Below are 13,113 nucleotides of genomic sequence, written 5' to 3'. Positions count from 1 at the left end.
CCCATCTGCTGGAGAATGGTTACGACATCCGCACCGTGCAGGAGTTGCTCGGGCACAAGGACGTAAAGACCACCATGATTTATACCCACGTGCTCAACCAGGGTGGGCGTGGAGTCAGGAGTCCGCTGGATACCTGAACAGAGTCCGCTGGATACCTGAACTGGGATATAGTCCTAAAGCTCCATTCCTGCTCACACCGAAAGCCGGGCTGACGGCTTTTTTAACCTTCTTCAATTTGGGTCTGTACAAATTGGGGAAAGGCTAGGCCAGGGGTTTGTCGCTCTGGGAGAGGGTGTACTGGTCGTGCAAAAGCAGGATTTGTTCGGCGTCGGGGTGGACGGGGCTATGGCCCAGATTAGCCAGCAGCGTGCAGACTGCGAAATTACCAATTCGGCCCTGGTAGGTTCGCTCCCACTGACGCTGGAGAGCTTCTTCCTGAGCACTGGCCCAGGGAAAGCGCACGGGGGGGCGCTCCATCCGGCCCCCTTTGAGCCGCCAGGGCTTGGGGGTCAGGCGCGCACGAAAGCAGGACTGGGCTTGGCACAGACGCATGTAGCGCATATCGGCCCCAAGTTCTCTCATGGCTTGTTGCACCAGGGCAGAAGTGGGGTCGAACACATCGTGGGCCACCAATAAGCGCAATCCAGCTCGGGTGCGGTATACCCGCATGGCCCAGTCGGGGTGTTGGGAATGCCAGTTTCGCACTTGCTCCAACAATTGGTCTTGCGGCGTCTGGGTTTTGACGGCCTTGGTGGGGCGACGAAACATTCCACCCACAGCCTCCCAAAACGATTTTGCCGCTGCACGCAGGGTCGGGTACTGGTTGGCAAAATCCAAATCCACGAACATCACCCGGGCCGTGTTCAGCACCAAACAGCCTGCAGCGTTGCGGGTGATGACCGCGATGCGCTCGCCGCTTGGATTGAAGATCTGCTCGAGCACCTCTTCGCGAAGAGGTGCACCATCTTTGGGGTATTGGCCCAGTTTTTCGCCGCGCTCTTTGCGGGCAATGCGATCTGCTAGAGCAACCTGGGCTTGGCGCTGGGCATCTTGTAGGGACTCATCCGATCCCTTCCAAGCTACGAAGTGAAAGGTTTGTCGGCCTATGGCAATGGTCTGTTCGGCTTTGGCCCAGTATTTGGGGATGTTCATCTGTTGAAAGTATACGCAGATACTGTGCAGCGCTTACAACGAGCGACCCAAAAATTGCAAAAAACTTGTCGCTTGTGGCTTTGGGCAGCTTCAATTTTGCCTGGGCTGGTCTTCGGCAAGGATGTAGTTGAGGGTGTTGTCCTCCAAGAGCCCCACCACGAAGAGGGTGTATATTTTGCCGGGCTCGAGACGCAAGTTGCGAATGTTAATCATCGGGGTCTGGAAACCCGAGAGGCGCACCTCGAGGTTGTACTGGCCGGGGCCAAAGCGCAGGTAGCTCGAGGCCGATTTATAGGCCACATTTTGCACCAGTTCAGTGTTTTGCACACTCAGGTCAATGCTGCGCAGATCGGGCGAGGCATTGATCAGGCGCACAGTGGCCTGGTTGGGGCTGGCAACCATCTGGTCGGAAAAAACGACTGGGAAGTAGCTCTTATCATCCCCCCGCCCAGCCGCGGTAATGGTGTAGCTGCCATCGCCCAGGTTCACGTTGGGAGCACTGATAATGGGTTGGGTGTTGGTTCCGGCCCGGAACACCTGCACATCATAGATACCTTTGGGAACCGCCAGGTACTCGGTCACACCGCGAAAGGGGACATTGCGGAACTTGAGCTGGCCGTTCAAATAAACATCTACCGATGGGGCCAACGGAGCCAGGTGTGACACCCGCACATTAGCTGCCAGCGCCGATGCTGTAAATATTCCAAAGAGCACGCCCCAGACTAGCTTTTGCATATACACCTCGCTTTAGGGCATGGTAAATTGGGCGGACGATTTCATTATAGGCCGAGCATACGATTCCTTTCTTTGATACCGATTCTGCTCATAGCTACAGCAAAAGCAATGGAAGAGATCCTCGGATGCGCCTCCAGGCGAGTCGCTTACCTTAGAACCTGCAGTTATGCAAAACCGCGCAAAAGACACAACATCAGGCATAAAAACCCCGTCATCGCGTGGCGTAGAAGGAACGCTTTATACGTCACTCACGCGCAGAGTTGGTATGATACGCATTTCGGCAGTATCGTTCACTTCGGCAAGCCTAAACGATACTACCGAAATGCTTTTCTACTCCCTTCGGTCGGCTTGAATCCTTCACCTCTGACTCCGTCCAACGGTGAAGGATTCAAGCGGAAACGGTATGAGATCGCATCTTGCGTTCTGAACCGTTTACTTACCGCAATCCTTTGGTGTCCATCAACTGCTCTTCAATAGCCCTTGCCAGTGATCGGGTAGATGCTCCCCCACTTCCAGCAAGCGCTCCTTGGCCTGGGCGTAGACCTTGGCGAGGTCGCGCCGGTTGCCCAGTTTGTGCAAGGCCCGGCAGGTGAGCAGTACCGCTGAACGGTTGTAGGGATCGGCTTGCATCAGGATACGGCCCAGGCGCAGCGCGGCCTTGGGATCGTTGTCGAGAAGGGTTTGGGCCTTGAGTTGCAAGGCATGATAGAGCATGGCCGGCATATCCGAACCAGGAGCATCAGGGGTTTCCTCGAGATCGGTAAGGTCTTGTATATCCTCGAGGTACGGCCCACGCCACAGGTCGGGATTCTGCGTTTGTAGAAATTGCTCGGCATCGGAGGCCATCTCGCCCAATGCATAGCCCCTGGGGGTGCGGATGACAGCACCAGGGCCCAGCACCGCCCGCAAGCGATAAACCAGTTGCTTGGCCGCCACTTTGGCCTTGTTCTCGGACAGGTGGGGCCAGAAGCGATCGAACAACTCGAGGTCCGATACTTCCTCGCGCCGGGTCAGGCGGGCTTCGAGGAGGTGGGCCAGGAAAGCCCGGCTCTGGCTGCTGTGCAGCCGCACTGGTTGACCCTCTTTGAGTACCCGCACTGGCCCCAACACCCGCAACTCTAGAGCTGTGGGGGTCTCCTGGAGCTCTTCGGGCAGGGAAAAATAGCGCCGGGCCAGGCAAGCCGCATGCACATGGCCCTGCTGCACAAAACGTCCCAGGCGCCGTGTTGCACTGGCCTCATCGCCCTGTAGGCGATCTATCTCGAGGGCGAAGCGTTCGGCGTTGGCAACCCCACTCTGCATTAGCATCTGCACGGCTTGGGTGTAGGCTTCCAGGGCACTGTCCTTTTGGCCCAGGGTTTCCAGTGCCACAGCACGGGCAAAGGTCTCGAGGGCCACACTCTCGGGTTGTCCCATATCAAAGGCAACCTGGGTGGCTTGCTGGGCATAGTGCAGGGCTTGCCGGGGATCGCCAAAGCGGGCCTCGGCCCAGGCCAAGTGCGCTAGAGCCAGATTGAGATTGACTGGACTGGCTCCCTCCTGAGCCAGTTGCACAGCAGTCTGGGCGTGCTTGAGGGCCAAGGTAGCGCTGTGGGAAGCGGGCCATTCCAGATAGAGGTAGGCCAGTTGGCAGTGGCAAACGATGAGCGGTTCCCTGGCTTCGGCGCGGGCATAGAGGCTCTGACTTCCCATCAGGAGTTCCTCAGCTCGTTCATACTGGGCAAGCTCGATCAAGACCGTCGCCAAGCTAATCTGGGCCTGGGCCACGCCCCAGTGATCACCTAGTTGACCGCGTAAACGCAGGGCTTGTTCGCTGTCGGCGGCAGCTTCGGCAAAGCGCCCCAGGTGTTCGCGGGCCATCGCACGAAACTCATACGCACGGGCCAGGTCGCGCGGGGTATCGCTACCCAGCAGCGAAATTGCACCAGAAGCCGACTGCACGGCAATCATCGGGCGGCCTTTGAGAATTTCCAGATAGGCTTGTGCCCCCAACAGCAAGGCCCGTTCCCGTCCCGACAACTCACTGTCCAGGGCTGCTTGCAAGAGGGCCTGGGCATTTTCCAGTTCGCCAAACTGCATCATCGCCCAAGCCACATCGCGGCGGGTTAGGGCGGGTGCTGTGGTGTGAATTTGGGGGTGGTTCTTCCATAGCTCCAAGGCTTCGGCAAACGCGGTTTGTTGCACCCGCAACCCGATCAGACGGGGAATCCACTGGGTCTCGAGTTCGCGCTGGCTGAGGCGGGCCACCGCGTTTTCGGCGGCCCCAGGCTGACCATTAAGTACTAAAAGTTCAGCCAGAAGCAACAAGGTTTCGGGGCCGGGGTTGTCTTGATAGGCGATTCTGGCCAGGCGCAGGGCTTCGGCCAGATCCGACTGGCGCAACCCTTCGGCGGCCTGTAGAGCCACTCTTCCCCGCTCGAGGCCTGTGGCATTTTCGGTCGCTTTAGCCAAGACCTGTGCGGCTTCCACCCACCTGTCCAAACGCTGCAGACGTTTTGCTGCAAGGCTCAGTTGTTCAAAGGCTTGGTTAGGGGAATAGTCGGCCAGCGAGACCAGCAACGCGCCCAGCAGAATGGCCTCCGGCGATTCGGCGTTCAACAAGCGAGGAGCCGCTCGAGCTGCCAGCACCCGCTTTTGCGAGATCGGTACGCTGTTTTGAACCACCTGAGTGAACAGTGGATGGCTAAAATCGGAGCCGCGCAACACAGATTGGGCCTCGAGCTCGCTGCGAACAACTTCTAGCTGCCCATACTCGAGCCCTGCCACTTCGGCCCAAAGCTTTGTTTCGACGCTTGCTGGGAGCAACGCTCGGGCGGCCAATACTTCTTGCTGCTGGGGAATGGAGAGGGGCTGCCGCAAGACCTGACTGACCAGGCCCTCGAGGCTGGGCGGCACTCCCTCTTCGCCCGGCACCCGCCAACGCCATTGCTGTCCATCGTTCCAGAGGGCTCCCTGGCGGGAAAGCCAGCGAAAATACTCGAGGGCAAAAAGCGGGTTGCCCCGAGCCCGCTCGAGCAGCCAAGCCACCGCCGCCTCTGGCAAAGCCGACCCTGCCACCTCGCTCAGAACCTGCCGCTGTTCGTCCTCGCTGAGCGGCTGGAGCCGCTGGGCCTGGATGTTGGGCAGAGCAACCCTACGGCCCGTGGTCAGCAAACCCACTCCCCGCCCTTCCTGCAAATGGGCCGCCAGTCGGTTCCATAGTTCCAGCCGTTCGGGCAAAAGCTCCTGAAAATCTTCTAGGTGCAGCACCAGCGGCGCATTTTCCCATAGCACCCTGCTCAGGGTTTGGGCCTGTTGTTGGGGAGTCTGTGGGGTAGGCAACCCGGGCTTGCCCAGCAGCTCGAGCAGCCTGGAGAAGGCAATGTCGGCCTGTACGCTCAATATCCGGCAGGAAAGCCCTCGCAAAACCTCCTTGGCAAGATGGGACTTACCAATCCCCACCTCGCCCCACCAGCCCACCGCCACGCTGCTACGCCTCGAGGCCACCGGGGCCAGCAAGCTCCATATGTGCGATTTCAGGACTTCACGAGACACGGTGATCCTCGAGGCAGTCTAGTAGACAGGAACTGTGTCTGAGATGAGTATTTCGCTAGGCGTGGCGTAGGCATAACCGGTGGGTCTTTCCGGCCAACCCGTGACAAAATGAGGCAAACTCGAGACCATCTCACAACCACTTTAACTCAATAGTGTCATTCAAGCCCACAGATCATCCAGGCCTGTGGGACAGTTCATCCAGTTTCTCGAGGCACACCCAGCAAAGGAGGTAGGCATGAAGCACACGTTCAAACTGGCTTTGTTGGCCCTCACCTTGGGGCTAGCGGCCTGCGGCACCCAGGAGGCCGGGCCGCGCGACCCCATGCAAAACCCAGCGGTACGCGAGGTAATGATGACCGCTGCAGAGGCCCCCGACGAAGAAGTAGCCTTCACCGAAGAACTCAGTGCCCAGAGCGGCAATTCCGGCAACAGCCGGGTACGGGTGGTGCACTTCTCCCCCGACGCACCTGCCGTTGACATTCTGGTGGACGACCAGCGGGCCATCCTGGGTTTGGAGTACCCCAAGTTCGTCGGCCCAGTGAGCCTCCCGGCAGGCCAGCGCAACCTCAAGGTCAATGTCGTCAATACCTCCACCACCGTCATCAACGCCACCCTGCCCTTCGAGGCCGACCTACGCTACAGCCTCTTTGCCCTGAACAAGGTAGCTAATATCGAAGCCTTACGCCTGCTCGACACCCGCTTTGCAGCCCGTGGTGCAGCCAAAGTACGCTTGCTGCACGCTGCTCCCAGCGCCCCAGCAGTGGATATCTATGTCTCACGCCCTGGTGTACCGCTGGAACGGCTCGAGCCGGTTGTGCAGAGCCTGACCTTCAAAAACTCCACCCCTTACCTGCGCATTCGCCCCGGCAAACTCCAGGTACGCATTACCCTGGCAGGCACCCGCACGGTGGCGATTGACACGGGCGAGTTGGAGGTTGCAGCAGGCAATATCTTCACCGCCGCCGCCATTGAAAAGAAGGGTGAAGCAGGCTTCACCGCTACCCTCATCAACGAACGGCAGACCATCACCCCCACCCCACCCCAACTGCCTTCCATCGTGCAAATTGCAACCAGCAACCCCAACTTCTCCACCCTGGTAGGCGCTTTACAAGCTGCCGATCTGGTCGGTGCCCTACAGGGCGATGGCCCCTTCACCGTGTTTGCCCCTACCAACGATGCTTTTGCCAAACTCTCGAGCGTTCCCGCCGGAGACGCCCTGCGCAACGTGCTGCTCTATCATGTCGCACAAGGCAAGCTGAGCGCCACCCAACTGCTGCAAGCAGGTGAGGTGACTACCCTTCAAGGGCAAAAAGTGCGGGTACGTGCTGGCCCCAGCAATAGCCTAATTCTGAACGACAACGTGATGGTAATTATCAAAGATATACAGGCGGCCAATGGCATCATCCATGTGGTAGATACGGTGCTGCTACCCCTGCCTTCGATTGTCGAAATCGCTACGGGTAACTCCAATTTCTCCACCCTGGTGAGCGCTTTGCAGTCGGCCAATCTGGTGAGTGCCCTGCAAGGTGCAGGCCCCTTCACCGTATTTGCACCCACCAATGCTGCCTTCGCCAAACTGTCGGCCCTGCCCAGTGGAGATGCGTTGCGGGAGGTGCTGCTCTACCATGTGGCCAGTGGGCGCTTTACAGCGGCGCAACTACTACAAGCAGGCGAAGTAACCACCTTGCAAGGCCGCAAAATTCGGGTCGAGCGCCGGGGTAGCGACGTAATCCTGAACGGCGTGGTACGGGTCACTACTGCCGACATCCCCGCTTCCAACGGCATTGTGCACATCATTGACACCGTGCTGATTCCGCCCCTACCCTCCATTGTGGAGATCGCCAGTAGCAATCCGGACTTTAGCACCCTGGTCTCGGCACTCCAGAGCGCCAACTTGGTCTCGGCACTCTCGGGTGCTGGCCCCTTCACCGTGTTTGCTCCTACCAATGCCGCTTTTGCTCGTCTGAGCAGCCTGCCCACGGGCAATGCGCTGCGGAATGTGCTGCTCTATCATGTGGTTAGCGGGCGCATCACCAGCGCAATGCTGCGTGACCATAGCGCCATCCATAGCCTGCTTGGCCCCAGCATTCAGGTGAGCATTCGCAACGGACAAATCTTCCTCAACAACACCGTACGCATCACCACCGCCGATATTCCCGCCTCCAACGGTGTTATCCACATTATTGATGCCGTGCTGATTCCTCCAACGCACTAGGATTGAGCCACAAAGGGCCGCTTTCGGGTGGCCCTTTTATATTTTTTCAACCCGTCTATCGGGGTCTTCACTATTTTTGCCGCTGCTCGAAAACGAGAATGCGTCTAGGCCAAGACGCATGTTGCGCACCCAAGCGTGGGCCCGCAGCTCACGGGTGCTTGGGTTTCGAGTTTCCCAGAGGCAAAAAAAGCTCGGAAAAGCACTGCTCATGATGGAATTGTGTCATTCTTTCAGAAGACCGCTTTAGGCAGAATTGTTACGCTTTCAGGACAGCTGCCAGCCCACTCCGCTACCGAAAAATACGGTCACATCGCGACGGGTTCGTACACAAAGCTTCCAGGCCTCGAGGGCAAAATACAGCAGGTATAGTCAAAGCAATTCAGGAGGCATCAAAACAGCTTTTGGGTAGCTCGAGACAACTCAAATCCCCGCTTGTCCCGGTTGGTACAGCGCAACCGAGCCTGGGTCACATCACAACGAAAGCCCCCTTCGCTCCAGACCTTGCCATAGGCCAGCACGGGCAGCCGCGGGTCGGCCACGGTATCGCCCACACAAAGCCGCTGGGCTTTGCCCCGCTCGCCTAGGCCAAAGGCGTTGCCCCAGTCGAGTTCGCAGTCTTTGGGTTTGGCCGGTATCCGAGCCTGGTTTTGCAGGAGGTCGCAACGCAAAATGGCCTCACCCGCCACCCGGTCTACAAAAGCAAAGCAGTGAATATTGCCCGAGGGGGTTTTGAAGCCACCCAGCTCTTCGTAGCCCTGGGCTTGGGAGAAGGCCAAAAACAAGAGGCAAAACCACAGTATAGCGTTCTTCATGAGCTACCTCCGGAGTTTGAGCGAGTCCACGATGGGTTTGATCAAGGGGTCGTAGGTTTTCTTTTGGGAAACCGGATACTCCAGATACACACTGATATAAGCACCCCCCGTGGCTTTGGTGTAGTGGTATACAACCATAGACCCTTTCTTGTAGCCCGAGACCACAAAGAATTCGGGCCTGAGAACCCTGTAGGTTACTCGCAGGTCTTTCTGGGCCAGCCTATAGGTTTCTGCTAGCGACAGCACCTGGTTCGAACCAAATGCAATGAGCCGGGCAGACCCTAAACGAAACTCCTGCCCATCCCCGTTTTGGGGTGGTGGTTGGGGAGCCATAAAAGCAGGGCGCTGTATGCAAAAGCCGAAGCGCTCGTTACAGTATGTTGACCAGCCCATTGCCCAGGCTACGCTACCTAGCCAAATAAGCAGTAACCAGCGAACCATGTTTTACCTTTTTTCGGGTGCAAAATCGCTAAACAGGTTGGCCCAGGTGATGCTGTCTACCACCCCATCGGTACGTACCTTGATCCCGCCTGCGCTCTGGAGACGGCGCTGAAAGGCCACCACTGCAGCCTGGGTCTTGGGGCCAAAAATGCTGTCGGCCGGGCCCACCTCACGGTAGCCGAGCTCGAGCAAGCGCTGTTGCAGGCTGCGCACCGGGGCCCCTTGCAGGCGGGGGTTTTGCAGTTGCAAAGGGCGTGAGAACAGGGGGGCTTTGAGGCTTCCGCTGTAGAACATGGCCACCCAGGTGTTAGGCCCCACCGTGCCTTTGGAGTCGCCTTGCACCCCTTCGATCTCCTGGAAGTTGATCACCGCCTGCCAGGTGCGGGGCCCGTAGATGCGGTCGAGTTCGCCCACTTCGGGATAGCCGGCATTGAGCAAAAAGCTCTGCACGCTGTACACGTCTTCGCCTTGCAGGCGGGTGCGCTCGAGGCTGATGGGGCGGCTGTAGAAGCTGGCCTGGGCCTGGGCCTGCCAGCCTAGCAAAAAGCAGAGGGCGACGAAAAGCAGGGTGAGATGGTTTCGCATGGATGTCCTTTCTGACTAAAAAATAGCAAACCCAGGACACGGGCCAGGGTTATTTGCTCTGGTCTGGGGCGCAAAACCCTGCAAAGCGATATACTCTGGCTACTCGTTATGGTCGGCTACGTCGTGAATCGTCTGCTTGCCGCCATCCCCACCTTGCTGGGTGTGGCCATCATCACCTTCTTGCTCATGCGGGCCGTGCCGGGGGATGTGGTCACCAGCCTGGTGGGCCTCGAGGCCAACGTCAGCCCCGAGCGCATGGCCGAGCTGCGCCGCCTGTTTGGGCTCGACCTGCCGCTGCACGTGCAGTTTGGGCAGTGGTTGGGGGCCGTGCTCCAGGGCGATTTTGGCAGCAGCCTGCGCACCGGGCGCGAGGTGGCCCAGGATCTGGCCCTGCGCTTTCCGGTCACCCTCCAGCTCACCCTGATGGGCCTCCTTACCGCCCTCCTGATTGCCGTACCACTGGGGGTGCTGGCGGCCATCCGGCGGGGTGGGTTTGTGGATTATTTCGCCTCACTCTTTGCCATTCTGGGCCTCTCGGTGCCGGGGTTCTTTCTGGCTTTGTTGCTGATCCTGCTCTTTGCGCTGGCCCTGGGCTGGCTGCCCCCCGCCGGGTTTGTGCCCCTGGCCGAAAACCCCCTGGAAAACCTCCGGCATATGCTACTGCCGGCCCTCTCGCTGGGCCTGATTCTGGCAGGGGCGGTGACGCGAATTCTGCGAAGCTCGATGCTCGAGGTGCTCTCGCGCGACTACATCCGCACCGCGCGGGCCAAGGGGCTGGCCGAGCGGGTGGTGATCTTCCGCCATGCCCTGCGCAACGCCTTGATTCCGGTGATCACCGTAATTGGCATCCAGTTCGGCTCATTGCTGGGCGGAGCGGTGATCATCGAGCAGGTTTTCAGCCTGCCCGGCGTAGGGCGCTTTGCCCTCGAGGGCATCAACCTGCGCGACTACCCGGTGGTGCAGGGCACGGTGCTGTTTGTGGCCACCGCAGCGGTGCTGGTCAACCTTTTGGTGGACTTGCTCTACTCGCTTATAGACCCTAGGATTCGGTATGAGTAACCCACTCGGGGCTTATCACACCCCCCAGGAGCGCTAAAACCGGGCGCTCGATCCGCCTCTTTTCCCTATGACTACTGCTTCCCCCAACTCCCATCTAGCCCTGGTCATCCGGGCCCTGCTCCGCAACCGCTCTGCCGTCATCGGCGGCCTCATCACCCTGGTGGTGCTGCTGGGCGCGCTCCTGGCCCCCATCCTAGCCCCCTGGGATCCCCTCAAGTTCGACCCCCCCAACCGCCTCAGCGGCCCCTCCCCCGAGCACTGGCTGGGCACCGACCAGTACGGGCGCGACCTGCTCTCGAGGGTGCTCTACGGCGCGCGCTTTTCACTCTCGGTGGCGGCGGTCTCGGTGCTGGCGGGGTTGCTGGTGGGGGGCACCCTGGGCCTGCTGGCCGGCTACTTCAGGGGCTGGTTCGACCTGACCATCTCCCGCCTGGCCGATATCCTGATCGCCTACCCAGCCATCTTGCTGGCCATCGCCTTTCTGGCTTTTTTAGGGGGCGGCTTCATCAACTTGGTCTTGGCCATCTCGGTGGTGTTTGTGGGGCCCTTTATCCGGGTGGCCCGGGCCGCCGTTCTAACCGTACGCGAAGAGCTCTACGTGGAGGCCGGACGGGCTATGGGCGCATCAGATGGGCGGATGATTTTCCGCACCATCCTGCCCAATGCCGCCGCTCCGCTAATTGTTGAAGTCACCTTGCGCTTCGCCTATGCTGTACTAGCCGAAGCCGCCTTATCGTTTCTGGGTCTGGGTATTCAACCCCCCTTCCCTGCCCTGGGTTCGATGGTCTCGGAGGGCCGGGCCTTCCTCTCGCTTTCGCCCTGGGGCTCGCTGGTGCCGGGGTGCGCCATCGTGCTAATGGTGCTGGGCTTCAACCTGCTGGGCGATGGTCTGCGCGATGCGCTCGATCCTCGCCTGCGGCAACGGTAAAAATTATCATCTGTCGGTAAAATCTTTAGTTACACAAGGAGGCGTGATGAAGAAACTGATGGTTCTGTTGGTTCTGGTTCTAGCCGCGGTATCGCTGGCGCAAAAGTCGGGGGGCATTCTACGTGCCGGAATGCAAACTGACCCGGTCGGGCTCGACCCCCACACCACCAACGCCACCGCCAGCCGCAACGTGCTGGAAAACATCTACGACACCCTGGTCATGCTCGACAGCAAAGGCCGCATTGTGCCGGGGCTGGCCCAGTCCTGGAGTGTCTCGGCGGACGGCCTGACCTGGACCTTCCGCCTGCGTCCGGGCGTAACCTTCCACAACGGCGACCCTCTCAAGGCCTCCGACGTGGCCTTCTCCATCAACCGCATCAAAGACCCGGCCACCAAGAGCCCCCGCGCCAACGACTTCGCCGTGGTACGCTCGATAATGGCCCCCAACGACAATACCGTGGTCATCACCCTCTCCCAGCCCTTCTCTCCCCTGCTGGCCAAGCTGGCCTTCAGCACCAACGTGATTGTTTCGGAGAAGGTGACCAGGGAAAACAACAACGACCTCAACAAGGCCGTGATTGGTACCGGGCCTTTCCGCTTTGTGGAGTACATCCCCCAGACCCGCCTGGTGGTGCGCAAGTGGGATAAGTACTGGCAAAAAGACAACCAGGGCCGCCCCCTGCCCTACCTGGACGGCATCACCTACACCTACTACCCCGACCCCGCCGCCCGCTCCACCGCGCTCCGGGCCGGGGCCGTGGACTGGATCGAGTACGTTACCGCCGCCGATGTACGGCCGCTCAAAGCCGACCGCAACCTGGTGGTGGTGGGCGGGCCCTCGGCCAACTTCCGGGCGCTCTACTTCAACACCACCCGTGAGCCCTACAACAACCCCAAGGTACGCCAGGCCATCGCCTACGCCATTGATAAAAAAGCCATTGTGGATCTGGCCCTCTTCGGCACCGGCGGCATTGTGGCCCGGGGCACCACCATCCCCTCGGGGGCCTATGCTTACACCAACAGCCCCTACAACACCCGCGATGTAGCCAAAGCCAAGCAGCTTCTGGCCGAAGCTGGCCTGTCCAACGGCTTCACCATGAACCTCTACGTCACCTCCACCTACGACTTCCTGCGCACCCCCGCCGACGTGATCCGCGACAACCTGGCCGAGGTGGGCATCCGGGTGAACATCCAGGCCGAGGACTGGAACGTGTACCTGCCCAAGGCCCTCCGGAGCGAGTTCGACGTGACCCTGCTGGGCACCTCGGGCCAGGCCGACCCCGACGACTACCTCTTCAACACCTTCCACCCCTCCTCGGCGCTGAACCTCTCCAAGTACAAAAACGACCGGGTCACCCAGCTCCTGGAGCAGGGGCGGCGGGTCTCGAGCCAGAGCGAACGCCAGCGCATCTACACCCAGGTGCAGGAGCTGGTTCTGCAGGATAGCCCCATGGCCTTCCTGTTCCACTCCGCCCAGTACGAGGCCATGAACCGCCGCGTACAGGGCTTCTTGCACTTTCCCAACACCAGCTACCTGGCCTTCCGCTACACCTGGCTGCAGTAGGCCTGAAGCAAACCTTACAACAGGGCGGTTCGCATCTAGTGCGGGCCGCCTTCTCAGTTGGGGCGGAGAGGCTCGGCTTTGGCTGGCT

11 protein-coding genes are annotated in these 13,113 nt (G+C 59.8%); 5 read left to right on the top strand and 6 right to left on the bottom strand.

Features of this window, described 5'->3' with window-relative positions:
* The coding region (locus tag WKI89_RS15945; RefSeq protein ID WP_337871287.1) for a tyrosine-type recombinase/integrase at positions 1-137 on the top strand (137 nt) is incomplete at its 5' end.
* A 124-nt stretch (positions 138-261) separates the two neighbouring features.
* On the opposite strand, the gene WKI89_RS15940 is transcribed toward WKI89_RS15945, so the two are convergent.
* From WKI89_RS15940 to WKI89_RS15930, 3 genes are all read right to left on the bottom strand, one after another.
* Entirely contained in the window at positions 262-1,152 is an 891-nt protein-coding gene (locus WKI89_RS15940) for a hypothetical protein (protein ID WP_337871281.1), read from the bottom strand.
* A 90-nt stretch (positions 1,153-1,242) separates the two neighbouring features.
* The gene (locus tag WKI89_RS15935) at positions 1,243-1,887 is read right to left on the bottom strand and encodes a DUF4397 domain-containing protein (RefSeq protein WP_337871280.1); all 645 of its coding nucleotides are present in this window, start codon (positions 1,885-1,887) and stop codon (positions 1,243-1,245) included.
* A 459-nt stretch (positions 1,888-2,346) separates the two neighbouring features.
* Complete coding sequence (locus WKI89_RS15930) at positions 2,347-5,421, bottom strand: hypothetical protein (RefSeq protein ID WP_337871278.1); 3,075 nt, start codon at positions 5,419-5,421, stop codon at positions 2,347-2,349.
* Positions 5,422-5,656: 235 nt separating this feature from the next.
* On the opposite strand from WKI89_RS15930, the gene WKI89_RS15925 reads away from it, so the two are divergent.
* Complete coding sequence (locus WKI89_RS15925) at positions 5,657-7,636, top strand: fasciclin domain-containing protein (RefSeq protein WP_337871276.1); 1,980 nt, start codon at positions 5,657-5,659, stop codon at positions 7,634-7,636.
* A gap of 389 nt (positions 7,637-8,025) precedes the next feature.
* On the opposite strand, the gene WKI89_RS15920 is transcribed toward WKI89_RS15925, so the two are convergent.
* The 3 genes from WKI89_RS15920 to WKI89_RS15910 all read right to left on the bottom strand — a co-directional run bounded on the left by WKI89_RS15920 (position 8,026) and on the right by WKI89_RS15910 (position 9,474).
* The gene (locus tag WKI89_RS15920; RefSeq protein ID WP_337871274.1) at positions 8,026-8,448 is read right to left on the bottom strand and encodes a DUF6636 domain-containing protein; all 423 of its coding nucleotides are present in this window, start codon (positions 8,446-8,448) and stop codon (positions 8,026-8,028) included.
* Between the two features lie 3 nt (positions 8,449-8,451).
* Positions 8,452-8,781 (bottom strand): hypothetical protein, encoded by a 330-nt coding sequence (locus WKI89_RS15915; RefSeq protein ID WP_337871273.1) that lies wholly within the window; start codon positions 8,779-8,781, stop codon positions 8,452-8,454.
* Positions 8,782-8,892: 111 nt separating this feature from the next.
* Positions 8,893-9,474, bottom strand: coding sequence for a peptidoglycan-binding protein (locus WKI89_RS15910; RefSeq protein ID WP_337871271.1), 582 nt, complete (start codon positions 9,472-9,474; stop codon positions 8,893-8,895).
* A 108-nt stretch (positions 9,475-9,582) separates the two neighbouring features.
* Between WKI89_RS15910 and nikB the strand changes: the two genes are divergently transcribed.
* The 3 genes from nikB to WKI89_RS15895 all read left to right on the top strand — a co-directional run bounded on the left by nikB (position 9,583) and on the right by WKI89_RS15895 (position 13,025).
* Positions 9,583-10,533 carry a nickel ABC transporter permease gene (nikB, locus tag WKI89_RS15905; RefSeq protein WP_337871269.1) on the top strand — a complete coding sequence of 317 codons (951 nt, stop codon included), beginning with the start codon at positions 9,583-9,585 and terminating at the stop codon, positions 10,531-10,533.
* Positions 10,534-10,600: 67 nt separating this feature from the next.
* On the top strand, positions 10,601-11,461 hold the full coding sequence (locus WKI89_RS15900; RefSeq protein WP_337871267.1) for an ABC transporter permease: 861 nt from the start codon (positions 10,601-10,603) through the stop codon (positions 11,459-11,461).
* Between the two features lie 46 nt (positions 11,462-11,507).
* A complete protein-coding gene (locus WKI89_RS15895) occupies positions 11,508-13,025 on the top strand; it encodes an ABC transporter substrate-binding protein (RefSeq protein ID WP_337871265.1) in 1,518 nt (505 codons plus the stop codon).
* Positions 13,026-13,113: the final 88 nt, after the last annotated feature.

Origin of the sequence: Meiothermus sp. (assembly GCF_037443965.1) — a bacterium.
In the GTDB taxonomy this organism is placed as follows: domain Bacteria; phylum Deinococcota; class Deinococci; order Deinococcales; family Thermaceae; genus Meiothermus.
This window is presented reverse-complemented; position numbering and strand designations above follow the sequence as displayed.